At 50.2% G+C, this 23,143-nt stretch carries 23 protein-coding genes; 19 read left to right on the forward strand and 4 right to left on the reverse strand.

The genetic code is table 11. The annotated features are described in order from the left end of the window. The first annotated feature begins 77 nt into the window (after positions 1 to 77). Genes FYJ51_RS08915 through FYJ51_RS08935 form a run of 5 tightly spaced genes read left to right on the forward strand, consistent with a single transcriptional unit; the run spans position 78 to position 3,133 of the window. Positions 78 to 1,076 carry a permease gene (locus FYJ51_RS08915; RefSeq protein WP_154505072.1) on the forward strand — a complete coding sequence of 333 codons (999 nt, stop codon included), beginning with the start codon at positions 78 to 80 and terminating at the stop codon, positions 1,074 to 1,076. A 12-nt stretch (positions 1,077 to 1,088) separates the two neighbouring features. Further along, the gene (locus FYJ51_RS08920) at positions 1,089 to 1,421 is read left to right on the forward strand and encodes an ArsR/SmtB family transcription factor (protein ID WP_154505074.1); all 333 of its coding nucleotides are present in this window, start codon (positions 1,089 to 1,091) and stop codon (positions 1,419 to 1,421) included. Beyond that, a complete protein-coding gene (gene arsB / locus FYJ51_RS08925) occupies positions 1,418 to 2,476 on the forward strand; it encodes an ACR3 family arsenite efflux transporter (protein WP_154505076.1) in 1,059 nt (352 codons plus the stop codon). The genes FYJ51_RS08920 and arsB overlap by 4 nt, the downstream gene beginning before the upstream one ends. Positions 2,477 to 2,480: 4 nt before the next feature. After that, positions 2,481 to 2,708, forward strand: coding sequence for a thioredoxin family protein (locus FYJ51_RS08930; RefSeq protein ID WP_105302743.1), 228 nt, complete (start codon positions 2,481 to 2,483; stop codon positions 2,706 to 2,708). Beyond that, positions 2,705 to 3,133: an arsenate reductase/protein-tyrosine-phosphatase family protein gene (locus tag FYJ51_RS08935; RefSeq protein WP_154505078.1), complete on the forward strand. Its 429-nt coding sequence runs from the start codon at positions 2,705 to 2,707 to the stop codon at positions 3,131 to 3,133. Before FYJ51_RS08930 ends, FYJ51_RS08935 begins: the two co-directional genes overlap by 4 nt. Before the next feature lie 164 nt (positions 3,134 to 3,297). Here the strand turns inward: FYJ51_RS08935 and deoD are convergent, their stop codons facing one another. Both deoD and mtnA read right to left on the reverse strand, forming a co-directional pair. Further along, the gene (deoD, locus tag FYJ51_RS08940) at positions 3,298 to 4,029 is read right to left on the reverse strand and encodes a purine-nucleoside phosphorylase (protein WP_105302745.1); all 732 of its coding nucleotides are present in this window, start codon (positions 4,027 to 4,029) and stop codon (positions 3,298 to 3,300) included. Between the two features lie 19 nt (positions 4,030 to 4,048). Next, on the reverse strand, positions 4,049 to 5,119 hold the full coding sequence (mtnA, locus tag FYJ51_RS08945; protein WP_205946268.1) for an S-methyl-5-thioribose-1-phosphate isomerase: 1,071 nt from the start codon (positions 5,117 to 5,119) through the stop codon (positions 4,049 to 4,051). A gap of 586 nt (positions 5,120 to 5,705) precedes the next feature. Between mtnA and FYJ51_RS08950 the strand changes: the two genes are divergently transcribed. From FYJ51_RS08950 to ybaK, 4 genes are read left to right on the forward strand one after another with little or no spacing between them, the layout of a single operon-like run. Beyond that, positions 5,706 to 6,770, forward strand: a complete 1,065-nt coding sequence (locus FYJ51_RS08950; protein WP_205946269.1) for an ABC transporter substrate-binding protein — start codon at positions 5,706 to 5,708, stop codon at positions 6,768 to 6,770. A 13-nt stretch (positions 6,771 to 6,783) separates the two neighbouring features. Next, positions 6,784 to 7,692: an ABC transporter permease gene (locus FYJ51_RS08955; protein ID WP_105302747.1), complete on the forward strand. Its 909-nt coding sequence runs from the start codon at positions 6,784 to 6,786 to the stop codon at positions 7,690 to 7,692. Then, positions 7,686 to 8,486 (forward strand): ABC transporter ATP-binding protein, encoded by an 801-nt coding sequence (locus FYJ51_RS08960; protein WP_154505082.1) that lies wholly within the window; start codon positions 7,686 to 7,688, stop codon positions 8,484 to 8,486. Before FYJ51_RS08955 ends, FYJ51_RS08960 begins: the two co-directional genes overlap by 7 nt. Before the next feature lie 35 nt (positions 8,487 to 8,521). Then, on the forward strand, positions 8,522 to 9,013 hold the full coding sequence (ybaK, locus tag FYJ51_RS08965) for a Cys-tRNA(Pro) deacylase (protein WP_105302749.1): 492 nt from the start codon (positions 8,522 to 8,524) through the stop codon (positions 9,011 to 9,013). Positions 9,014 to 9,145: 132 nt separating this feature from the next. Here the strand turns inward: ybaK and FYJ51_RS08970 are convergent, their stop codons facing one another. Continuing rightward, complete coding sequence (locus FYJ51_RS08970; protein WP_205946270.1) at positions 9,146 to 10,009, reverse strand: AraC family transcriptional regulator; 864 nt, start codon at positions 10,007 to 10,009, stop codon at positions 9,146 to 9,148. Positions 10,010 to 10,254: 245 nt separating this feature from the next. Between FYJ51_RS08970 and FYJ51_RS08975 the strand changes: the two genes are divergently transcribed. Further along, positions 10,255 to 10,698 (forward strand): Dps family protein, encoded by a 444-nt coding sequence (locus FYJ51_RS08975; protein ID WP_154505086.1) that lies wholly within the window; start codon positions 10,255 to 10,257, stop codon positions 10,696 to 10,698. A 36-nt stretch (positions 10,699 to 10,734) separates the two neighbouring features. Further along, positions 10,735 to 11,298, forward strand: coding sequence for an alkyl hydroperoxide reductase subunit C (gene ahpC / locus FYJ51_RS08980; RefSeq protein WP_105302751.1), 564 nt, complete (start codon positions 10,735 to 10,737; stop codon positions 11,296 to 11,298). An 80-nt stretch (positions 11,299 to 11,378) separates the two neighbouring features. Here the strand turns inward: ahpC and FYJ51_RS08985 are convergent, their stop codons facing one another. Next, positions 11,379 to 11,846 (reverse strand): VanZ family protein, encoded by a 468-nt coding sequence (locus FYJ51_RS08985; RefSeq protein ID WP_154505088.1) that lies wholly within the window; start codon positions 11,844 to 11,846, stop codon positions 11,379 to 11,381. 67 nt (positions 11,847 to 11,913) lie between these two features. On the opposite strand from FYJ51_RS08985, the gene FYJ51_RS08990 reads away from it, so the two are divergent. The 8 genes from FYJ51_RS08990 to FYJ51_RS09025 all read left to right on the forward strand — a co-directional run bounded on the left by FYJ51_RS08990 (position 11,914) and on the right by FYJ51_RS09025 (position 23,136). Next, on the forward strand, positions 11,914 to 12,777 hold the full coding sequence (locus tag FYJ51_RS08990; protein WP_239928516.1) for a YitT family protein: 864 nt from the start codon (positions 11,914 to 11,916) through the stop codon (positions 12,775 to 12,777). 64 nt (positions 12,778 to 12,841) lie between these two features. Then, positions 12,842 to 13,534 carry a cell division ATP-binding protein FtsE gene (gene ftsE, locus FYJ51_RS08995; protein WP_154505090.1) on the forward strand — a complete coding sequence of 231 codons (693 nt, stop codon included), beginning with the start codon at positions 12,842 to 12,844 and terminating at the stop codon, positions 13,532 to 13,534. After that, the gene (ftsX, locus tag FYJ51_RS09000; RefSeq protein WP_154505092.1) at positions 13,524 to 14,432 is read left to right on the forward strand and encodes a permease-like cell division protein FtsX; all 909 of its coding nucleotides are present in this window, start codon (positions 13,524 to 13,526) and stop codon (positions 14,430 to 14,432) included. The genes ftsE and ftsX overlap by 11 nt, the downstream gene beginning before the upstream one ends. Further along, complete coding sequence (locus FYJ51_RS09005; protein WP_154505094.1) at positions 14,432 to 15,874, forward strand: murein hydrolase activator EnvC family protein; 1,443 nt, start codon at positions 14,432 to 14,434, stop codon at positions 15,872 to 15,874. The genes ftsX and FYJ51_RS09005 overlap by 1 nt, the downstream gene beginning before the upstream one ends. Positions 15,875 to 15,981: 107 nt before the next feature. Further along, entirely contained in the window at positions 15,982 to 17,517 is a 1,536-nt protein-coding gene (locus FYJ51_RS09010) for a S41 family peptidase (protein WP_105302758.1), read from the forward strand. Beyond that, complete coding sequence (gene uvrB, locus FYJ51_RS09015) at positions 17,510 to 19,486, forward strand: excinuclease ABC subunit UvrB (RefSeq protein ID WP_154505096.1); 1,977 nt, start codon at positions 17,510 to 17,512, stop codon at positions 19,484 to 19,486. The genes FYJ51_RS09010 and uvrB overlap by 8 nt, the downstream gene beginning before the upstream one ends. Positions 19,487 to 19,651: 165 nt before the next feature. Further along, positions 19,652 to 21,544: a Stk1 family PASTA domain-containing Ser/Thr kinase gene (locus FYJ51_RS09020; RefSeq protein ID WP_154505098.1), complete on the forward strand. Its 1,893-nt coding sequence runs from the start codon at positions 19,652 to 19,654 to the stop codon at positions 21,542 to 21,544. 32 nt (positions 21,545 to 21,576) lie between these two features. Next, entirely contained in the window at positions 21,577 to 23,136 is a 1,560-nt protein-coding gene (locus FYJ51_RS09025) for an ABC transporter permease (RefSeq protein WP_235897266.1), read from the forward strand. The last annotated feature ends 7 nt before the right edge of the window (positions 23,137 to 23,143 follow it).

Raw genomic sequence — 23,143 nt, forward strand, 5'->3', positions numbered from 1 at the left:
GGATAATCAGATTGACATTCACGAATGTGATGAGTATTATTCAGATAGATGAACATCAATGTGATGAAGGGACATATATGGGTGAATTCATTCAGAATGAGATCTTCGGGATGCATTGGCTGAATTGTCTGATCGGGAAAATGCTTGCCGCAATGGGGGCAGATCTTTCTGATAGATTTGCGGCGAGCATTCAGTTCTTTCTCTACGATGTGATCAAGATCTCGCTGCTGCTCTGTATTCTGATCTTTCTGATCTCTCTGATTCAAAGCTATTTTCCGCCTGAACGCAGTCAGAAGATCATGGGCCGTTTCCATGGCATCCAGGCAAACTGCATCGGAGCTCTGCTTGGAACGGTAACTCCATTCTGCTCCTGTTCTTCGATTCCGATCTTCATGGGGTTCACCAGTGCTGGTCTGCCGATTGGGGTGACGTTCTCATTCCTGATTTCTTCGCCTATGGTGGATCTCGGCAGTCTGGTTCTCCTGATGGGAATATTCGGAACCAGGATCGCGCTTGTCTATGTGATTGCAGGATTGCTGATCGCAATTGCAGCAGGAACGATCATCGAGCATATGCATCTGGAGGATCAGATCGAAGACCTGGTGCGCAATGCCCGGGCTTCGTCTTACGGAAATCTGAAGACGCTGAATGTGAAGGAGCGTATTCAGTACGCAGAAGAACAGATGACTTTCACGTTCCGGAAAGTGTTTCCGTATATTCTGGCAGGTGTCGGGATCGGAGCCGCAATTCATAACTGGATTCCTCAGCAGGCAATTGAGAAGGTGCTGGGAAGTGGGAATTCATTCAGCGTAATCATTGCCACGCTGGCGGGAGTTCCGATGTATGCGGATATCTTCGGAACCATCCCAGTGGCCGAAGCATTGCTTTCCAAGGGTGCGCAGCTTGGCACGGTGCTGAGCTTCATGATGGCGGTTACGACCCTGAGCCTGCCATCATTGATCTTGCTGCGCAAGGCAGTAAAGCCGAAACTGCTGGCGGTCTTTCTGGTACTATGCGTCCTCGGGATCATCCTGGTTGGATATGGATTCAATCTGATGCAGTCCATGTTTTTATGAAAGGAGAAGCGTATGAATGCAGCGGATGCCGCAATGATCTGCAAAGCCCTTGGTGATCCGATCCGGATCCGGATCGTGGAATTGCTGACAGATGGGGAATTATGCGCCTGCCGGATTCTGGAGCATTTTCAGATTACCCAGCCGACTCTTTCACATCATATGAAGATCCTGGCAGAGTGCGGTCTTGTCAGAACAAGAAAAGAATGGAAGAACACTTATTATGCTCTGAATTGCGATACGCTGATCGCATTCCGGAACTATATTGATCGTCTGAACTGCGGGCCGTCCTGCAGTCAGAAAGCAGCAGCCTGCTCAGATGCAGGCATTAGAAAGAAGAATAAATGAAAAAACAAGAAGGAATCAGCAATTTTCAGCGGCATCTTTCCTGGTGGGTGCTGTTCTGCATGGTGCTTGGCGTCGTCATCGGACATTTTCTGCCTGGTGTTCCAAGGGCCCTTGGCAGGATGCAGATTGCGGGAATATCTCTTCCGATCGCGGTCCTGATCTGGATCATGATCTATCCGATGATGATCAAGGTGGATTTTCAGAGCATCCGTGAAGCAGGCAGGAATCCGAAAGGATTATTGATTACCTGGGTGACAAACTGGCTGATCAAGCCTTTTACCATGTATGGCCTTGCCCGCTTGTTTCTTTTCGGAGTGTTCGGCAGCCTGATTCCACGGGAACTGGCCGGACAGTATCTTGCTGGTATGGTGCTGCTTGGAGCGGCACCGTGTACTGCCATGGTCTTTGTCTGGAGCAGGCTGACCGATGGAAATCCTGCCTATACAGTCGTGCAGGTCGCAACAAATGATCTGATCATTCTGGCTGCATTTGTGCCGATCGTAAAGTTCCTGCTCGGGGTTTCGGAAGTATCGGTTCCTTATAGCACGCTGTTCCTCAGCACCTTCCTGTTTGTGGTCATACCGCTCGGTGCAGGCTTTCTGACTCGGGTCAGAGTGATGAAAAAGAAGGGGAAGGAATATCTGGAACAGGTATTCCTTCACCGGTTTGATTCAGCATCCACCATTGGTCTGCTCCTGACGCTGATTCTGATTTTTGCTTCACAGGCAGAAGTGATTCTCAGCAATCCGCTGCATATCGTACTGATCGCAGTGCCGCTGATCCTGCAGACGTTCCTGATCTTTTTCCTTGCTTATGGTGCTTCCTGGGTGGCCAGGCTTCCGTTTGATATCGCTGCGCCTGCTGGAATGATCGGAGCATCCAATTTCTTTGAGCTTGCTGTAGCGGTTGCGATTGCGCTGTTCGGAACAGCAAGTCCGGCAGCGCTGGCGGCGACAGTCGGAGTGCTTACAGAAGTGCCGGTGATGCTGACACTGGTAAAGATTGCAAATGGGACCAGGAGCTGGTTTCCAATCAATTCGGAAGGAGGAAGATAAACCGATGAATATCAAAGTACTGGGAGGAGGCTGCCGCAAGTGCGAGACATTGCTTGCAAATGCGAAAGCTGCAGCGGCTCAGAAAGGAATCGATGCCGAGATTGAGTACATTACCGACTTCGCACGCATTGCGTCTTATGGAATCATGAGCACGCCTGCGCTGATGATCGACGGAAAGACCGTGTCTGCCGGCAGAGTCCTGAGTGCGAAGGAAATAGAAGCCTTGCTATGAACAAACCGAGGATTGCTTTTATCTGCGTGCATAATTCCTGCCGCAGCCAGATTGCGGAAGCACTGGCAAGACAGATGGCTCCCGAGGTTCTGGACAGCTGCTCTGCCGGAACCAATATTTCCGGCGGAATCAATCCGGATGCGATACGGCTGATGAAGGAAATGTTCGGAATTGATCTGATTCATGCCGGCCAGTATCCCAAGATGCTATCTGAACTTCCTGCAATCGATATAGTGGTAACGATGGGCTGCGGCGTGCAATGTCCGAATCTTCCCTGCCGGGAACGCTATGCCTGGGAAATCCTGGATCCGTCCGGAATGGAGGATGAGGCGTTTCTCAGATCGATTGCCAAAATTCAGAAAGAGCTGCAGCATCTTCTGCAGGAATCTCCGCTTCTGCAGGAGTATCGTAACGAAAAGCGTTGACACTTCCACGGATAAAGCACGTGGGATTCTTGAAAAGTTTGATTTAGTGGCGGCTCATGCGAGCTGTAAAGCCTTTGATGCGATCACAGCGGCCTTTAACCTGATAGCTGAGGCTCATGGGTTTTCACGGCCGATTAAAAAAGAAGCCTTCCGGCTTCCTATGCTTATTCCGCAAATTCCCAGGCAGTATCCAGAGCGATCTCCATCATGTCTGTGAAGGAATCACGAATCTGTTCAGAGGTAAGTGCCTGTTTCTTGAACAGGTGATCGCTGATGGAAAGAATAGTCAGCGCACGCTTGCGGTTGACAGCAGCCTCCCAATAAAGACCGGCAGACTCCATCTCGATTGCCAGATGTCCATAGTCTCTGAGCTTCTCATTGATCTCTCCTGCTTTCGGATTGTAGAAGAAGTCAGAGCTGAAGATCTTTCCGACCTTGAAGTTGCATCCCTTAGCTCTTGCTTTATTCACTGCAGTCTCGAGCAGGTCGAAGTCTGCACATGGAGCGAACTGACCGATGCCGTACTGATTGCCGTAGTTGGAGTTTGTCGTGCATGCTTCGGCGATGACGATATCAGAAGTATTGACATCCATTGCCAGTGCACCAGCAGAGCCGATGCGAATGATCGATTCGACCCCGAACTGCGTGAAGAGCTCATGCGTATAGAGACCGACAGAAGGGATACCCATGCCATGCCCCATAACGGAAATCTTCTTTCCCTTATAGGTTCCGGTATAGCCGAGCATGTTGCGCACATCATTGAAGCAGACCACGTCGCTGAGGTAGGTGTCTGCTACCTTCTTGGCGCGGAGCGGATCACCCGGCATCAGGACAACCTTGGCAATCTCTGCCTTCTGTCCGATGCAGGCACTGATACTTTCCTTGTAAACTGTCATTTCGTTCTCCTTTTCTTGTTCAGTCCTGGAACAGTTTCTTCATATTCATATCAAATGGCGGATAGACAATCCCGCGTTCGGTGATGATTGCGGTGAGCAGTTCATGATCGGTGACATCAAATGCCGGGTTGTAGCACTTCACTTCCGGAAGTACCATCGGTTCCTTGTACCACATGGAACGGATTTCATCCGGATCACGTTGCTCGATCCTGATATCATTGCCGGTCGGTGTATTGAAATCAATCGTGGAAGAAGGGGCTACCGTATAGAACGGAATGCCGTAATGCTTGGCAAGAATGGCTACGCCGCTTGTTCCGATCTTGTTGGCAAAGTCGCCATTAGCCGCAACCCGGTCGCAGCCGACGAATACCGCACTGATCTTTCCCTGCTTCATGACGATGCTTGCCATATTGTCGCATATGGCTGTGACGTCTACGCCTGCTTTTGCCAGTTCATAAGAAGTGAGGCGAGCACCCTGCAGCAGCGGTCTTGTTTCATCGGAATAGACATGGATATTCCAGCCTTTCTCATGAGCCAGATACATCGGAGCTGTTGCGGTTCCGTAACCAAGGCATGCCAGTCTTCCGGCATTGCAATGAGTCAATAGACCATCGCCATCTTTGATCAGGGTAAGACTGTATTCTGCCAGCTTCTTCGTGATATCAAGCTGTTCCTGATGAATGGCAAGCGCTTCTTTCTTCAGCAGCGAAACGATCTCAGATACGGATTTGTCTGCATTTTCTCTGACCAGTGCTTCCTGACGATTCAGAGCCCAGGACAGATTGACGGCAGTGGGACGGGACGTATTCAGATATTCTTTCTGACGATGGAATGCTTCAGAGAAGGATTCATAGCTGTCAGAAGGATCATTGAGGGCAAGTACATACATGGCATATCCTGCAAAGACGCCGATGACTGGTGCCCCTCTGACCTGCAGCAGCTTGATGGCATCCCACATCTCCTGTTCGTTCGTCAGGGTGAGGTCTATGGTGCGATTAGGAAGCTGGGTCTGATCCAGTATGATCACGBTGCGTTCATCTTCTGAGAGTCTTACGACTTCATCGTTACGCACAGCATCACTGATTTCCATGTTCAAATCTCCTTTTACTGAATTCATTCTAGGACCGGGATCAGAAAGGGTCAATGAAGGAAACGCGACAGAAACGCCATAATATCTGTTTGCCAGGCAGGCATTCGGATTCAGAAGAATCAGAAATTAGGTGAAAATATTTTCACAGAATCAATGTAAGAGTGTCAGATTTTCTGGAAAAAGAAGAAAATCCATGTTGACTTCAGGAATCGGAATGCGGAAAATACGGGTATACCAAGAAACCGAAGACGGAGACGAGTAGCTCAGACTGAAACTTCGAAGAGAGTTCCGGGTGGTGGAATCGGAACAGGCGGAAGCTGAAGGAATGGACTCCATGAGGGCCGACTGAAAGGAACGCAAGTTCCGAGTACGAAGGACGGGATTCGATCCCGTTATCAATCAGATGCGTATGATGGTACGTAAGCGAGAGGATGTCAGGTATAGACATCAAGTTGGGTGGTATCGCAGAAGTTGTCAAAGACTCCTGTCCCATATAGGGACGAGAGTCTTTTTTTTCTTAAACAGCTGCTCCGGCAAGGCAGCTGCACATCTGCCGCTCAGACGAAGGAAAGATGAGGAAAGAAATATGAAGTACACAGCAATGATGAAGACCGCATTAGCAGCACTGATGGCAGGAAGCCTGGCGGCATGCAGCAGCGGATCTGCCGCTGCCACTGCAAGCACAGCCGCTGCGGCATCCGCAGCCGCAGAAACTGCTGCTTCTTCTGCAGAGCCTAAGACATATAAAGTCGCAGTCGTCAAACAGCTTGACCATGCATCCCTCGATGAGATTGCAAATGCGATCACTGCAGAGCTCGATAAGCTTGCTGAAGAAAATGGCGTGACGATTGAATATGGCGATGTATATTCCGGACAGAATGATCAGACCACGCTTCAGCAGATTGGGTCTCAGGTTATCGCGGATGGCGTTGACTGCATCATTCCGATTGCAACCCTGGCGGCTCAGACCATGACCGCTGCTGCAGAAGAAACCAAGACTCCGGTCATCTTCGCGGCAATCTCTGATCCAGACAGTGCAGAACTCACTGGCATCGATTATGTATCTGGTACTTCTGATGCATTGAATACCACCCAGATCATGGATATGATCTTTGCCCAGAACCCGGATGCGAAGAAGATCGGCCTGCTCTATTCGAAGTCTGAGACGAACTCCGTGAAGCCGATTGAAGAAGCTAAGGCTTATCTGGATGAAAAGGGAATCGAATATGTCGAAGCAACCGGCAATACGAATGATGAAGTCATCCAGGCTGTTTCCTCGCTGGTCGCTGATGGTGTAGACGCTGTCTTCACCCCGACGGATAATGTAGTCATGGCAGCAGAACTTGCAATTGCTCCGACGCTTGCGGAAGCTGGCATCCCTCACTATACCGGTGCTGATTCCTTTGTCCGCAATGGTGCATTCGCTACCTGCGGTGTCAACTACACGGATCTTGGCACAGAGACAGCAGATCTTGCCTTCAAGGCAATGACCGAAGGCATGGAATCGCTCGGCGATTACTACCAGTCTTATGAAGTGATGCCGGGCGGAATCATCACGGTCAACACGGAGACTGCAGCAACTCTGAACGCAGACTATTCGATGTTCAGTGATTTCGGAGAAATCGTTGAGGTAACTACAACAGAAGACTGACGGAGGAAAAGGCATGCTTCACATCATTCAGACTGCACTGGAACTCGGGTGCATCTACTCTCTGGTAGCCCTGGCCCTGTTCCTGAGCTATCGCATTCTGAATATTGCGGATCTTACAACGGATGGCTGCTTCGTGCTCGGGATGGCGGTTTGCGTCAGCTCGGCTGCGAACGGGCATCCGTTTGCCGGTCTCTTCCTGGCCCTTGCGGCCGGGGCGTGCGCCGGCTTTGTGACGGCATTTCTGCAGACCAGGCTCGGGGTTCCGTCGATTCTTGCCGGTATTGTGACTAATACCGGTCTGTATACCATCAACCTCATGGCCATGGGCTGGTCCAGCAATGTCAGCCTGCTGAAGTCGGATACGGTCTATTCCTTATTCCGGCAGACTGGAATCGGCGGCAGCTGGTACACGATCATCTTCAGCGGTGCAATTGCATTCCTTTGCATGGCAGTTCTGCGCTGGTTCCTGACGACCAGACTCGGTCTCAGCATCCGTGCAACCGGCGATAACCCAGATATGGTACGGGCCAGTTCCATCAATCCCCGCTTCACGATCACGGTCGGTCTCTGCATTGCAAACAGCCTGACCGCTCTCTCCGGAGGCCTGGCCGGACAGCTGCAGCGCAGTGCGGATATCAATGCCGGTACCGGCATTGTCACCATCGGACTTGCCTGCCTGATCATCGGCGAAGGCGTCATCAAAGGAAGAAAGTCCCTGACGAGAAACATTCTTGCATGTCTGGTCGGAAATATCGTCTACCGCTTCATCTATGCCATTGTCCTGCAGACCAGAATCATTCCGATTGAGGGTCTGAAGCTCATGACTGCAATCATCGTAGCCCTTGCCATCGCTGCTCCGGCAATCAAGGACAACATGGCAATCTCGGCAAGAGCGAGAAAGGAAGGACGCAGATCATGCTGAAGATCGATCGGATTTCCAAGACATTCAATCCCGGCACGGTCAATGAGAAGAAGGCACTGGATCAGTTCAGCCTGACCGTAGACGATGGTGATTTCATCACGATCGTCGGATCCAACGGTGCTGGCAAGTCCACCTTATTCAATGCGATCTGCGGTACGTTTCTGGTAGACTCCGGTTCCATCATTCTGGATGGAGAGAATATCACGTTCCTGCCGGAATACCGGAGATCGAAATATATCGGCAGACTGTTCCAGGATCCCCTCAAAGGAACTGCTCCGAATATGACAATCGAGGAGAACCTGGCTCTGGCTTATCTGCGTGCCGGAGAACATACCAGAGCATTTTCCAGAATCTCGAAGAAGGACGAAGCAGAATTCCGGGAACAGCTGAAGCTGTTAGACAATGGCCTTGAAGACCGCATGAATACTCCGGTCGGAACCTTGTCCGGCGGGCAGAGGCAGTCGCTGACGCTTCTGATGGCGACGATTGTTCCGCCGAAACTGCTGCTGCTCGATGAGCATACGGCTGCCCTGGATCCCCAGGCGGCAGAGCAGATCATGAAGCTGACGGAAGAAACCGTTGCGAAGAATCATACAACCTGTCTGATGGTGACACATAACATGCATCAGGCACTGTCAGTCGGAAACCGGACGCTGATGATGAAAGATGGAAAGATTCTTCTTGATCTGAAGGGAGAAGAACGGAGTCATCTCACCGTTGAGGAACTGGTTCACATGTTCCGGGAAAAATCCGGGACTGATCTGGATAATGATCGCATTCTGCTTTCCGATTGAACCGGAGAGATGCATAATCATTTCCGGAGGCTGATATGGCAAAGGACAAGAAAGTGAAAACCAATGTGATGCGCATTCTGGATGCGGAGCACATTGCGTATACCGAACATACCTATGAAGTGGAAGACGGAAAGATTGACGGTGTCTCGGTAGCTCTGAAATGCGGCGAAGATCCGGATCAGGTATTCAAGACTCTGGTCACGGAAGGCAATGACAGGAACTTCTATGTATTTGTGGTTCCGGTGAAGCAGAAACTTGATCTCAAGGCATGTGCTGCTGCGGCAGGAGTCAAGAGCGTGGAGATGATTCCGCAGAAAGATCTTCTGAAGACCACCGGCTATATTCATGGCGGCTGCAGTCCGATCGGAATGAAGAAGCAGTTCAGAACCTTCTATGATGAGACGATCATCCTATTTGATACGGTACTGGTATCCGGAGGAAAGATCGGCACTCAGGTAGAACTTGACCCGAATGATCTGATCCGGATCACTTCCGGAACCACTGCGGCAATTGCCAGAGACGAGTGATCCTTTCTTAATAGAATGCCAGACAAAAATCTCAGCAGATCCGTAAGGGCTTGCTGAGACTTTTTTGTATTCTGGAGATATCACGAACAGATTACTCGGTTCCGTCCGACTCGGTCAGAACCGAGTAACTTCTTATGCACGCGAAGACTTCCGGTATTCTTTCGGAGTCATGCCGTATTCTCTCAAGAACATCCGGTTAAAGTAGCTCTGCTGGCTGAAGCCGCAGGAAAATGCGATTGAAGAGATTGAATCGTTTGTATTCTTCAGCATGGCTGCGGACATCTCAAGACGATAGGAATTCAGAAAGTCAATCGGAGAGGTCTCCGTATACTTGCTGAAGACAGCCGCACACTTGGAGCGGCTGATGCCGGCAGAGGAAGCGATGTCATTCAGACCGATGCGGTCGGCGTAGTGTTCATAGATATAGGTTGTCATCTTCTTCTGAAGACGGAGGTCTTCATCATGGTCCTGTTCGATCGGTTCATTCATATGAACAAGATAGACCTGTCTCAGAATCATGGAAACATATGCCAATGCCTGCAGCTCATAGCCTGCAGGTTTTTCTTCTGCGAGCTGCCTCAGCTCGTCCATGAGGTCCGAGATCATGCGTGCATGGCTGTTTCTGCCGTTCATGCGGATATGAGTGAAGTCGCCGTCGCTGATGACCGGCAGAATCAGCTCATTATAGAGATCATGGATGGATGACAGCATCATCGGGTTCACGGTCAGCGTGTGCGCAGAACAAGGCTTCTCTTCTTCCGTGCTGTAGACTCGATGGACTTGTTCCTGATTGATAATGCAGATATCTCCTTTCTTCAGAAGGAAGTCCGAGTCATTGACATGGCAGTGCATCTCGCCGCTCTCTACCTGAATCAGTTCCAGCATATCGTGCCAGTGAGCCAATTCCTGATGAGGATCAGCAGAGCATATTTCTTTGTTCTCCAGGAAAACCGGAAGGTTCCCGAAGGAGTAGTTTTCTTCTGCATTCTTTTTCATATTTATATTCTGACACGAAAACATAGAAACGCAAAAGAAAATGCAATAAAATTACGAAAATAACCTAAAAATACTCATGAAATCTTGTTGATTATACTAATAGTCAGTTGTGGATCTTATAATCAGGTAAATAATGCAATAAAATTGGTTCTAATTTGCTATTAACAAGTTCCTGCGGAGAATATTATGTAAATGTCACAAGACAACAAAGGAACAGATAAAGTTCCTGGAAGGAGATATAAGAAATGAAAAACGAATTGAATGTATCTATGAATGAGCTGCTCAGCAGTCTCGAAGTGTTCTACCACAAGCTTCAGTCCTACCACTGGTATGTGAAGGGACATGCATTCTTCACAGTCCATGCACAGCTGGAATCTTATTACGATGAAGTCAGCGAAGAGATTGATGAAGTCGCAGAGACGCTGCTGATGATCGGCGGCGCTCCGGTATCCACCCTGAAGGAATTCCTGGAACTTTCGAAAGTTTCGGAAGCAGAGGGTGTCTATATCAAGGCAGATGATCTGCTCCCGAAGGTCAGAGATGACTACGCACTGCTGGAAAAGCTTGCAGAAGGTGTTAAGAGCACAGCTGAAGAAGAAGGAAATGCTCTGGTATCCGCGAAGATGGACGACCTGATTGAGTCCTTCAGCAAAGCAATCTGGATGATTTCCCAGTCCCTGATGGCTTGAGAAGTCAGTGCGATGATAGAAAGAGAGAGGAAAAACATGTCTTTAATCAACAAAGAAGTATCACCGTTCAGCGTACAGGCTTATGCCGATGAAACATTCAAGACCGTAACGAAGGATGATCTGCTCGGAAAGTGGAGCGTATTCTTCTTCTATCCGGCTGACTTCACATTTGTCTGCCCGACCGAGCTGGAAGATCTTCAGAACAACTATGAAGAGTTCAAGAAGATCGGCTGCGAAGTCTATTCCGTTTCCTGTGACACGCACTTCGTGCACAAGGCATGGCATGATCACTCTGAAGCGATCTCCAAGATCACATTCCCGATGATCGGCGATCCGACGCAGGCTCTTGCCAGGGACTTCGAGGTCCTGATTGAAGCAGATGGTCTGGCTGAAAGAGGAACCTTCATCATCGATCCGGATGGAAAGATCGTTTCCTATGAAGTCAGCTGCGGCAGTGTCGGCAGAAATGCGGATGAACTGCTCCGCAAGGTAGAGGCTTGCCAGTTTGTCCGTGAGAATGGCAATGAGGTATGCCCTGCAAAGTGGAGACCGGGTGCTAAGACCCTGAAGCCGGGCATTGATCTCGTCGGCGCGATCTGAGTGCTCTTTCAGAGAACCACTTCCCTATAAGGAAAAGGAATGCAGAATCCTGAAATCAGGACAATGCATTCCTTTTTCGCTCATGATTGGTGCTTCTGGTGATGAAACAGATCTTTCAGGATCAGAAACAGCACATAGCAGAGAAAGCCTCCGAAGAGACAGCCGCTGCAGTCAATCAGCATATCCGTGAACTGGCTGCTTCTGCCAGCCACATGGAGCTGAATCATCTCGTCCGCAAACGGAACCGAGAACAGAAACAGCAGAAAGTTCAGCGATCGGTGATGAAACAGCGGGCAGATGTGCATGGCAAGAACGACCAGAAAACCAAGGCCGGCGAACTCCGTGAAGTGAGCAAGCTTGCGCACATAGTGATGGAACGTGCTGAAATCGGCATAGAGACCGAAATGCTGGAGGATATTCATCAGTTCATGCGTGACTCTGGAAGAAAACGCATCGCTGACTGAAGCGACCATCAGAGAATTGCGGAAGATCAGCCAGATGTAAATGCCGACCAGTATCCAGATCCACCAGTGTTTTCTAGGTTTCAAGTTCTCCCTCCTTCAGGTGTTCCCGTATGATACCACAGTTTACATGCCCATGTTATAATCTGAAGTCGTGAAGAAGCCGGCTCGCAAGGAAATCAAGGATATCGTACTCGTCGTCGCAGGGACGTTTCTGCTGTGTCTTTCCGTAGAAATGTTCATCCTGCCTTTTGATATTCTTTCGGGAGGGGTTGCTGGTATTGCCGTTGCGGTGCAGCCGCTGACCCGGATGTCGCCGACTCTGATTGCCAATATTCTGACCTTGGTGCTTCTGGAAGTGGGATCCCTGACGCTGGGACGGGAGTTTTTTCTGAAGACGTTCCTTTCTTCCTTATGCTATCCGGTATTCAACAGCCTGCTCGCCAGAGTAGTTCCGATTCCGGAAATCGATCCGGTATTAGCTTCTTTCTACGCTGGCCTGCTTGGCGGCATCGGGGTAGGTCTGGTCATGCGGACCGGAGCAAGCACGGGCGGCATGGATGTGCCGCCGCTGATCGTGCATAAATTTACCGATATTCCGGTCAGCACGTTAGTATTGATTACGGATGGACTGACGGTACTGCTGGGCTGGTTCACGTATGGACTCAGTGCGGTTCTGATCGGTCTTGTTTCGGTATTTGCGACTTCGTGGGCAATCAACCGGGTCCTGAGCTATGGCGAAGGTACGGTTTCCAAATCTGTGCAGATCATCAGCGATCACTGGAAGGAAATTTCCCAGGCAATTTCGGATGAGCTGGAAAGAGGCTCGACGATCTTCAATGCCAAGGGGACATATCAGGGAGATGATCGGGTTGTGCTCCTATGCGTGGTTTCTCATCAGCAGTATTCCAAGCTGCTGGAGATTATCAATCAGTATGATAAGAAAGCGTTCGTGATCACGACGGATGCGACGGACATGCATGGAGAGGGATTCACGTATCCAAGTTTCCACCTGTGATTCTTTGCGCAGAGCATGGTCCTGCCTTATAATGAATTGACATCTTTCGACAGGAGGAGGACGGATGATCGAGTGCTCGCATGTCTACAAGAAATATAAAAACGGCGTAAATGCGCTTTATGATATCAATCTCAAAGTTGACCAGGGCGAATTCGTCTATATCATCGGACCGACTGGTTCCGGCAAGTCCACGCTGATCAAGTTGCTGGACGGAGAAGAAATTCCGACCAAAGGAACGGTCCGGGTGGTCGGCATCGATGTCGGAAAGCTCCGGCATTCGAAGGTTCCGATCTACCGACGCAATATCGGAGTCGTATTCCAGGACTTCAGATTATTGCBGACGAAGACGGTATTCGAGAATATTTCGTATGCCCTGGAAGTCATTAATATGGATAAGAGGCTGATCCGGCGCAGAGTGCGGTCAGTCATGAACCTGGTCGGACTGGATGACAAGGGAAACAGTTTCCCGCATGAGCTGTCCGGCGGCCAGCAGCAGCGTGTGGCGATTGCCCGGGCGATTGCAAACAGGCCGAAAGTGCTGATTGCAGATGAGCCGACCGGAAATCTGGATCCGGCGATGTCCGATGAAATCATGGGCTTGCTTGCCAAGATCAACCGGGAATACGGGACAACGATCTTGATGGTTACGCATGATCTCACGATCGTGAACAAGTACCGCAAGCGCACGGTTGTTCTGGAACATGGCCATATTGTCGCAGACCTTGCGGAAGGAGGGTATGTTCAGCATGATCAGTAGAATCTTCCGCCCGATCAAGGAAGGATTCCGCGGGGTTGGCAGACATGGAGCGATGTCTTTCTCTGCGGCTTCTGCGGTTACAATTACATTGGTGATCATCAGTCTGTTCATGCTGTTCACCGTGAATATGAATCAGCTGACTTCCGGACTGGAACAGTCGATTCAGATCTCGGTCATGGTGGACTATGACTATGAGTCTGCCGATCAGGAAGACCGGATCAGCCTGGCGATCCAGGATATTCCGGAAGTGACGAGCGTGACGTATTACACGAAGGATCAGGAATATCAGTATTATCAGGATAACTTCACGGATGAGAAGACCAGGGAGATCATGACCCCGTTTGAAGGCGATGAGAATCCGTTCCATGATGCGTTCTATGTTGAGATCAGCGATGGCACGAAGCTCCAGGAAGTTGCGGATCAGATTTCTCAGATTGAAGGTGTCTCGGCCGTCAACTTCGGCGGCATGAGTGCGACCCAGCTGGTCAGCGTGCTGAGGACGATTCGCTATGGCGGACTGATTCTGGCATTAGCACTATCTATTCTGGCAATCTTCTTAATCCAGAATACGATCAAGCTCACGATTCTTGCCCGGGCGGATGAGATTGCGATCATGCGCAATGTCGGTGCAACGAATAACTTCATCCGTTCCCCGTTTGTGGTGGAAGGTATCATCATCGGAGCGCTTGGCTCGATTGTGCCGATGGTGCTGACGTATTACGGCTATCGGTATCTGTATCAGTTCACCGGGGGATATGTGATCACGCAGATGTTCTCGCTGATTCCGCCGGATAATCTGATCTGGCAGGTCAATGTGGCTCTGTTACTGATTGGTATGATTGTCGGTCTCATCGGTTCGTTCTTCTCCGTGACGAAGTATCTGAGGTGGAAGCGCTGATGAAGAAACTGTTCAGAATACTGCTTTCGGCATGGCTGGTGATGGATATGCCGCTGACAGTACTGGCAGAGGGGGAAGACAGCGGAGATCCGGATCATCCGTATTCGGATACGGAATACTGGGGAGATCTGTGCACGAGTTCCGGTTCTGAGCATCAGACGGCCTGCGCGGCATACCTGCAGTATCAGTCCGAACACAGCTCAGAGCTATCTGACCGGATCAAGGAGATTGAAAGTCAGCGGGCTGAGATTGCAGAGAATATTACCTATTATGCGTCGCTGGTTCAGGATTATCAGAATCAGGCAGATGCACTGAATGATGATATTGCCACGCTGAATGCGCAGATTGCGGATATGAATGGCCAGATTGCGGTCAAGGAAGCAGAGATCGAAAAGCTGGAAGCAGAAATTGAGGCTAATCAGGAAGAAATTGATCAGGCTGAAAGCAAGATCAAGGAGCGCATGGCGTATCAGCAGCAGACGATGCGCCTGAATCAGTATCTTGATGTGCTGATGGGCGCGAAGACGTTTGATGAGCTTGTCCGGATTGCCAATGGTCTCAGCGCAATCACGGAATATGACAATAAGACGATGGAAGACCTGGCCGACCAGATCGATCAGCTGAATACGGATAAGGCTCAGCTTGATTCTGATAAAGCGGATCTGGAGCAGCAGAAAGCAGATCTCGATGCGGCCAAGCAGGAAGTCGTGAATAAGCAGAACCAGATCCTGACATTGAAGTATCAGGCTCAGGTAGTTGAAGAAGAGTATCAGCAGCAGAGTGCTGATCTCGAAGCAGAGGGCAACCGGATTGCGGCAGATATCGAGGCAATCCGTGCGCAGATGGCAGAGATTTCCCAGGCCCTCAGCGAAGTGGCTGCTTCGGCTGGCTGGACGTATCCGGTTCCGGGTGTTTCGATCAATCCGAATGCCGGCACGTGGCACTATGCCAGCGGCGGTGTGCATTTAGGTGCGGACTTCTCAGGGGCACTTGGTTCTTCGGTTGTGGCAGTCGGCAATGGCGTCGTGATCAACAGCGCAAATGGCTGCGGATACGGCAATCTCGGCAATGGATGCGGATCGCAATACGGCGGCAGCTGGGGCGGCGGCAACCAGGTTTATCTATTGACGAAGGTCAATGGTAATCTGTATGCGATCAAGTATCTGCATCTCCTGGCGGGTTCTCCGCTTGCCAAGGGAACCATTGTCACAGCTGGTCAGCAGATCGGTCTGCTTGGTTCTTCGGGCAACAGCACGGGACCGCATTGCCATATTGAAGTGTTCTATCTTGGCAGCGCAGATCAGTTTGCAAGCTATGCGCAGAACTGGAATGGCGATCTGGCCTTCGGCTGCGGCTGGGGTACAGCGGCGCTCAACCGTCTATGTGAGAACGGAGTCGGCGCACCATGCCGCGTGAAGCCGGAATCGGTGTTCGGCGGATAAATTCATCAGGGTACCGGGAATTCCGGTACTTTGTTTTTCGGGATCGTTCATTCTGCTTTTCTCCGTCCGAGGGGAAAGTATAGAATAGGAACAGTGTGAGGAACGTCATGGGAGAAGAAAAGAACGAGAAAGAGCCTGAGATCATGCACTTATCGACGGAGAAACATCCGAAGAATGATCAGGCAGAAAATAAGAAACTGAAGAAGCAGAATAAGACATTGAAGACATGGCTTCTGGTCCTTTCGATTGCAGTGTTCCTGATCGGGTGGCTGCTTGGCAGTCTGATTCCGCTGCCCAATACGACTGGCCTGAGATCGCTTCTTTCCACGGCTGGGAAGGCAGATTCTTCAGAGAAGATCAATGTGGTCATGAACCTGATGGAGAACAGCTGGTTCTTTGCGGATTCAATTGAGGATCTGGATACGAGACTCACGGATCAGGCATTGAAGGGCATCACGACCAATGACGAAGATCTGCATACGGAATACATGTCTGCAGATGAAATCACGCAGTTCACGCAGTCGATCAACCGGAACTTTGTCGGGATCGGTGTGCAGTTCACCAACAGCAACGGCATTCCGCTGGTCACAAAGGTCATCCGCAATTCTCCGGCAGAATCAGCTGGCGTGCAGGCGGGAGATATCATCTATTCCGTGGATGGCACGAAAGTGGAAGGCATGACTTCCGATGAGATTGTCGCCCTGGTGCAGGGCGAAGAGAATACCAAGGTCACGATGGTATTCAAGCGCGGGGATGATCTGGTCACGATGGAGATCACCCGGGCAGAGGTTTCCAATACGATAGATGGAAAGATCACGGATGAGGGATATGGCTATCTGCAGATTCTGCAGTTCGGGGAAGGAACTGCGGATGAACTGAAGTCCTATCTCGATGAGTTTGAAGAAAATAGCGTGACCAGCCTGATCATTGACTTAAGAGATGACGGGGGCGGATATCTCGATGCCCTGAAAGGGGTTCTGAGCTATTTTCTGCCGGAGAATACGCTGATCCTGCAGCGGGAGTATTCGGATGGCACGGTGGTCAAGACGTATACGGATCAGGGTCAGTACACGTCCTTCGGTCCGATTGTACTGTTAGTGAATGGCAATACGGCATCAGCTGCTGAAGCATTCACGCTGGCCATGAAGGAACAAAGAGATGATGTGACCATTGTCGGCGAGACGACCTATGGCAAAGGCACCGTGCAGATCACGAAGTATTTCGATGATGGCAGCGCTCTGAAATATACGGATTCGAAATGGATGTCTCCAGAGGGAGTCTGGGTCAATGGCACCGGCATCGCTCCGGATGAGGAAGTGAAGCTTCCGGAGGTGCTGTATACAAGCTATACGGCAATGGATGAAGGCGATTCGTATGCGCTGGATTCGGTTTCTGATTATACGAAGGAAGCACAGATGCTGCTGCAGTATCTTGGATACGATGTCGATCGGACGGATGGGTATTTTGATGAATCGACGCAGAATGCGATTCTGAAGTATCAGCAGGATCAGGACATGGAAGAAACCGGTGTTCTGAACAAGGATCTTTATGAAGGACTGATTTCCGCAGTCGTGCTGGACTGGCAGACGAATGAAGACCATGATCCGCAGCTGGCAAGGGCAAAGGAGATTCTCAATGGCTGATCAGTTTGAACTCGTATCGCCTTTCAAGCCGACTGGAGATCAGCCGCAGGCAATTGATCGGCTGGTCGAGGGGCTGAAAGAAGGAAAGAAAGAACAGGTGCTGGAAGGTGCTACCGGAACCGGCAAGACCTTCACGATGGCAAATGTGATTGCCAGAGTCAATCGTCCGACTCTGGTCTTTTCCCATAACAAGACCCTGGCAGGACAGCTGTACAGCGAGTTCAAGGAACTGTTTCCGCATAACCGGGTTGAATACTTTGTCTCCAACTTCGATTACTATCAGCCGGAGGCCTATATGCCGAAGACCGATATGTATATCGAGAAGACTGCGGCAATCAATGAAGAACTTGATATGTTCCGCGAGTCTGCGCTGAACTCCCTGCTCGAGCGCAGAGATACGATCGTCGTGGCATCGGTTGCCTGCATCTATGCAGCATCGGATCCGAAGCAGTACAAGGATATGTTCTTCACGATCCGGGTCGGAGAGACCTATGATCGAAATACCCTGCTGCGCAAGTTCATCAATCTGCAGTACCGCCGCAATGATCAGGACCAGCTGCGCGGAACCTTGCGGGTCAGGGGAGATGTCATTGAGGTCACGCCGAGCTATACGGATCAGTTCAATATCCGCATCGAGATGTTCGGAGATGAGATTGACCGGATTGCCGAAGTAGACCCGGTCACGGGTCATACCCAGCAGGCTTATCAGTTCTACAATATCTTCCCGGCTTCGGGCTATGCGCGCTCCAAGGAGACGATGGAGCGGGCCTGCAATGATATTGAGGCAGAGCTGGAAGAACGGCTGAAGTACTTCAAGTCAGAAGGCAAGCTTCTGGAAGCAGAGCGTCTGGAGCAAAGAACGAGATTTGATCTGGAAGCACTGCGAGAGAATGGATACTGCTCCGGCATTGAGAACTATTCGATGCATATTGATGGCAGAGTTCCTGGCCAGCGGCCATGGAATCTGTTTGATTATTTTCCGAAAGACTTCCTGCTGTTCGTGGATGAGTCGCATGTGTCTCTGCCGCAGGTACGGGGCATGTACAATGGCGATCATCAGCGCAAGCAGGTACTGGTCGATTATGGGTTCCGGCTTCCTTCGGCTCTGGAAAACAGGCCGATGAAGTTTGATGAATGGGAGTCCATGATCAATCAGGTGATTTACTGCAGTGCTACGCCTGGTGATTATGAACTGGATCATGTGAATCATGAAGTGGTGGAGCAGATCATCCGTCCGACCGGACTGCTGGATCCGAAGATCACCGTAAAGCCGACCAGGGGACAGGTGGATGATATCTGCGATCAGATTGATGCGCGCGTTGCCCGCAATGAGCGTGTGCTCATCACGACATTGACTGTTCGGATGGCAGAAGACCTGACGCAGTATCTGAAAGATCGTTCCTATAAGGTTGCGTATCTCCACCATGAGACCAAGACGCTGGAGCGTTCGGAAGTGATCAGGAATCTCAGACTTGGAAAGATCGATGTGATTGTCGGCATCAACCTGTTAAGAGAGGGTCTTGATATTCCGGAAGTATCGCTTGTCTGCATTCTCGATGCGGACAAGGAAGGCTTCCTGCGTTCGGAACGTTCCTTGATTCAGACGATCGGCCGGGCAGCCCGCAATGCGAATGGTGAAGTCATCATGTACGGGGATGTCATGACCGATTCCATGAAACATGCGATTGATGAAACAAACCGCAGACGTGCCATCCAGGAAGCGTATAACAAAGAACATGGCATCACCCCTAAGACGGTCATCAAGCCGGTCGAGGAAGCGATCCGCGGCAAGGAAACCAAGGAAATGGCCGCGAAGTACCTGAAAAAGAAGAACAAGCTCGGGAAGAAGGACAAGGAATCTCTGATTGCTGATATGGAAGCAGAGATGAAGGAAGCAGCCAAGTCCCTCGACTTCGAACGGGCAGCTGAGCTGCGCGATATGATCTTCGAGCTGAAAGCAGAAGACTGAGCCTGGTGCTTTCTTAAATTTCGTTTAAGATCCGGAAGCTGAATTGCAGAAAAAAACGCTTGAATAAGCCTTTTTCCGAGAAATTCAGCTTTTCTTGACCAGGCTTTGCTGAGTTGCGGCAGAATCGGCCGCATCATAAAATAGAACAAACAGAGGGAAAGATACATGGCAGAGAAAAAAGATTTCATGGCTGAGCTTGCAAAAGAAGTAGACGCAAAGAAGCACGGCCGAAATGTGAAAATAGATACCGTAGATGATTTTGTCCCGAAGAAGCGTGCGGTAAAAGAAACAGAGTACGACCGGGAAGAAGATTATTCGGCGCCGGTGACAAAGAAAAAGCGGGAAACGGACCTCGATGAAACGGTGAAGATGGAAGAGCCGAAGACGCTGAAGACGTTTTCGGATGCGCTGAATGAGAATACCGATTTTGATGCGCAAGAAGCGTATGGCGATCCGGATTCTCCGGATTCCTTCGCCGAAGAAGAGCGGGTGAAGGTCGAGAAGCCGAAGCGGCATCTCTCAGCTGGAGGAAAGGCATTGATTGGGATTGCTGTCGCAGCAGTCGTATTCCTGGTCTACTGGTTCGGGTTTGCTCCGCATATCGTGATGCAGGATTTTACCGGCAAGGATCTCAATGCGGTTTCCACGTGGGCAAAGCAGAACAAGATGGACGCCGGGGTTGTCGCAACTGCTACGCCGGAATACAGCATGGATGTAGATAAAGACCTGATTCTTTCTCAGAGTGTCCCGGCTGGGACAAAGATCCGCAAGGATACGCCGGTGACCTTCACGCTCTCGCTTGGACCGGATCCGGATGAGGCTGTGGCATTTCCGGATATCAGGAATATGACTCAGAGCGAGATCACAGACTGGATCAATGAAAATAAGCTTCTGAAGACCAAGGTTACCACACAGTACAGCACGACAGTGGAAAGCGGTGCAGTGATTTCCTATGATCTGAAGAATGCGGATGAATCTTCCTTTACCAGGGGAACGACCTTGAATATCATCTGTTCCAAAGGTGCTGCGCCGGCTGGACAGGTTACGGTCGAGAGCTGGGTGAATAAGGAATTCGCAGGAGCGAACGGCTGGGCTGCGTCCAAGAAGCTTACCGTCAACAAGCAGGAGACTTATTCTGACAAGGTGGATTCCGGATTAGTCATTTCCCAGTCCCCGGAGGCTGGTCAGTCCCTGGAAGAAGGCGGGACGATCACCTTTGTGGTTTCCAAAGGCAAAGGTGTGACCGTTCCGAATCTGGTGGGCTATACGAAGGAACAGCTTGATGCATGGACTGCGGATAAGAACAATGATGTCACGGTAGTCACCAAGTCTATCTATAATGATGCGCCCGCAGGTTCTGTCATCTCCCAGTCCATCGATGCCGGTTCTGTCGTAGACAGCGGCACGGTTCTGGAACTGACGGTGTCTCTGTATCTTCCGATCCTGCAGACTAACAGCCGCCAGTGGCTTGGCAAGGATTATCTGGAACTTAAAGCATGGGTAGATGATGTGAATTCCAAAGGAGCGAACATCCAGGCTGGCGAATATGGAGCTGACTTTCAGCCGACGACCAGCGATGAATTCCCGACGCCAGGACAGATTGTCAAATATTCCTGCAGCTATGGAACCAGCAGTGCTGGCAATGGCTGTGATCGTCCGCTGTCTCTGAATGCACGCATTGCATATCAGGTATCGACTGGACCGAAGACCGTCGCAACCCCGACGCCAACGGTTATTCCGGACAGTGGAAATGAAGGAGGCGGAAGTTCGTCTGGCGGAGGCACTACAATTATCATAAACAGTGCAAACATTACGCCTGAGGTAATCAGTGATCTTTCCACACTCGAGAATTTCTGCAATTCGAATGCGATTTCATATGAAACTGAAGCAGTGGATGATGATAACTTCAATGCAGATTCAGAATGGAGCCAGACACATAAAGGTGCCACAATAAAGGTTCAGTTTCCTGATGGAAGCTTCCATTATAATGATGAGAGTTCTTTCGGTGTTTCCGTACGGACTGGGCAGGTAATTACAATTTATACGCATGGAATCTGAACCATTTCAGAGATGAAGGGAGGGTCTGAACTTTGAATGCTTTGAAACGCGCCTGGGCTTATGTTAGACGCAAGCCAACCAAAACCATACTTCTGATGATCACGTTCTTCCTGATCGGGAATCTGGTGATTCTCGGTCTTGGCATTTCGGAAGCGGCTGAAAATGCGAAGATCCTGACCAGAAAATCCATGCGGGCTGTCGTGAGCTATGAAGTCGATTATGATAGCTATTACAGCTATATCAATACGCTGACGGATGAAGATGAGATCAATCAGGCTTATCAGAATTCACCGACCATTGATGCTGCAGTTGCTCAGGAACTGTCCAAGGATGAGCGGGTCATTGCGTTCAACTACATGGTCAATACAACTGCCTACAGCGTCGGATTTGACAATGTGCCGGTCGGCAACGAGGAGAACCGGGGAATTTCTACCTATACCGATGAGAATGGCAACACGGTAGAGTACAAAGATCCGAATATCATGATCTATGCGAACATGTATCCGAACATGATCGAGCTGGCGGAAGGAACGTTCCAGGTGGTTTCCGGGAATATGTTCACACAGAGTGATATCGATGATGCGAAGAATGTTGTTCTGATCACACAGGAACTTGCCGATCAGAATAATCTGAAGGTCGGAGATACGATTACTCTGACGACGATGGATACCTATTCGCAGCAGGACTACATCAATGGCGGCGTGAGCGCGGATGATCTGAATCTGGAACTGGAAATCTGCGGCATCTATACCACGAAGAATGATGTGGATCCGAGCTCAGAGAATTATAAATGGATGTCTCCGTATGAATCACCGAAGAATATCGTGCTGATGCCGATGACGAGCTATGCGGCTTACACTGAAAAACTGATGGATATCCAGGTAAAGGTTCATCCGGAATACTATGATGGAATCAATCTTGATGACCTGAAAGCTTCCGCAAGTGTTCCGACCAAGGTCGTCTATCTGCTCGATGACCCGCTCCATGTCGATCAGTTCGTGGAAGACCATAGCAGCGGCCTGGCACCTTATACGATTCTCAATGCGAACAATGAGACCTTCAAGAAGATGGCAAGACCTCTGGATACCCTGAGCTTCTTTGCCAATATCGTGGTCTGGATCGTGGTCGTCAATGCGGTCGTGATCATTTCTCTGGTTACCGCGCTGACTCTGAAGACGCGGGAATACGAGATCGGCGTGCTCTTATCGATCGGCGTATCAAAGGCCAAGGTCGTGCTGCAGCTGTTCGCGGAGCTGTTCGTGATTGCAGTCATCGGATTCGGGCTTGCCTCGGTATCTGGTTCTCTGCTTGCCGGCAAGGTCGGCGAGACCGTACTGAATTATCAGACTGCTTCGGATGCCCAGTATGAGACGGATGACAATGATGGCGGCTATTACTTCAGCGACAGCACCGATTATTTCACGGAAGTGACCCAAGAAGATCTGCTTTCTCAGTATCATGTTTCAGTTTCTCCGCTTCTGATCGGCAAGATCTATCTGCTTGGAACGGGAGTTGTGCTAATTGCAATCATTATTCCTTCCTTCATGATCATGCGTCTGAATCCGAAGCAGATTCTGTTAGAGCAGAACTAGGAGGGCA

The sequence above is a fragment of the Stecheria intestinalis genome (assembly GCF_009696165.1).
GTDB classification, from domain to species: Bacteria; Bacillota_I; Bacilli_A; order Erysipelotrichales; family Erysipelotrichaceae; genus Bulleidia; species Bulleidia intestinalis.

Excerpts from the sequence above, each read along its gene's own strand:
- FYJ51_RS08915 (WP_154505072.1), top strand. The coding sequence starts at position 78 with ATGGGTGAATTCATTCAGAATGAGATCTTCGGGATGCATTGGCTGAAT.
- FYJ51_RS08920 (WP_154505074.1), top strand. The coding sequence starts at position 1,089 with ATGAATGCAGCGGATGCCGCAATGATCTGCAAAGCCCTTGGTGATCCG.
- arsB (WP_154505076.1), top strand. The coding sequence starts at position 1,418 with ATGAAAAAACAAGAAGGAATCAGCAATTTTCAGCGGCATCTTTCCTGG.
- FYJ51_RS08930 (WP_105302743.1), top strand. The coding sequence starts at position 2,481 with ATGAATATCAAAGTACTGGGAGGAGGCTGCCGCAAGTGCGAGACATTG.
- FYJ51_RS08935 (WP_154505078.1), top strand. The coding sequence starts at position 2,705 with ATGAACAAACCGAGGATTGCTTTTATCTGCGTGCATAATTCCTGCCGC.
- deoD (WP_105302745.1), bottom strand. The coding sequence starts at position 4,029 with ATGACAGTTTACAAGGAAAGTATCAGTGCCTGCATCGGACAGAAGGCA.
- FYJ51_RS08950 (WP_205946269.1), top strand. The coding sequence starts at position 5,706 with ATGAAGTACACAGCAATGATGAAGACCGCATTAGCAGCACTGATGGCA.
- FYJ51_RS08955 (WP_105302747.1), top strand. The coding sequence starts at position 6,784 with ATGCTTCACATCATTCAGACTGCACTGGAACTCGGGTGCATCTACTCT.
- FYJ51_RS08960 (WP_154505082.1), top strand. The coding sequence starts at position 7,686 with ATGCTGAAGATCGATCGGATTTCCAAGACATTCAATCCCGGCACGGTC.
- ybaK (WP_105302749.1), top strand. The coding sequence starts at position 8,522 with ATGGCAAAGGACAAGAAAGTGAAAACCAATGTGATGCGCATTCTGGAT.
- FYJ51_RS08970 (WP_205946270.1), bottom strand. The coding sequence starts at position 10,009 with ATGAAAAAGAATGCAGAAGAAAACTACTCCTTCGGGAACCTTCCGGTT.
- FYJ51_RS08975 (WP_154505086.1), top strand. The coding sequence starts at position 10,255 with ATGAAAAACGAATTGAATGTATCTATGAATGAGCTGCTCAGCAGTCTC.
- ahpC (WP_105302751.1), top strand. The coding sequence starts at position 10,735 with ATGTCTTTAATCAACAAAGAAGTATCACCGTTCAGCGTACAGGCTTAT.
- ftsX (WP_154505092.1), top strand. The coding sequence starts at position 13,524 with ATGATCAGTAGAATCTTCCGCCCGATCAAGGAAGGATTCCGCGGGGTT.
- FYJ51_RS09005 (WP_154505094.1), top strand. The coding sequence starts at position 14,432 with ATGAAGAAACTGTTCAGAATACTGCTTTCGGCATGGCTGGTGATGGAT.
- FYJ51_RS09010 (WP_105302758.1), top strand. The coding sequence starts at position 15,982 with ATGGGAGAAGAAAAGAACGAGAAAGAGCCTGAGATCATGCACTTATCG.
- uvrB (WP_154505096.1), top strand. The coding sequence starts at position 17,510 with ATGGCTGATCAGTTTGAACTCGTATCGCCTTTCAAGCCGACTGGAGAT.
- FYJ51_RS09020 (WP_154505098.1), top strand. The coding sequence starts at position 19,652 with ATGGCAGAGAAAAAAGATTTCATGGCTGAGCTTGCAAAAGAAGTAGAC.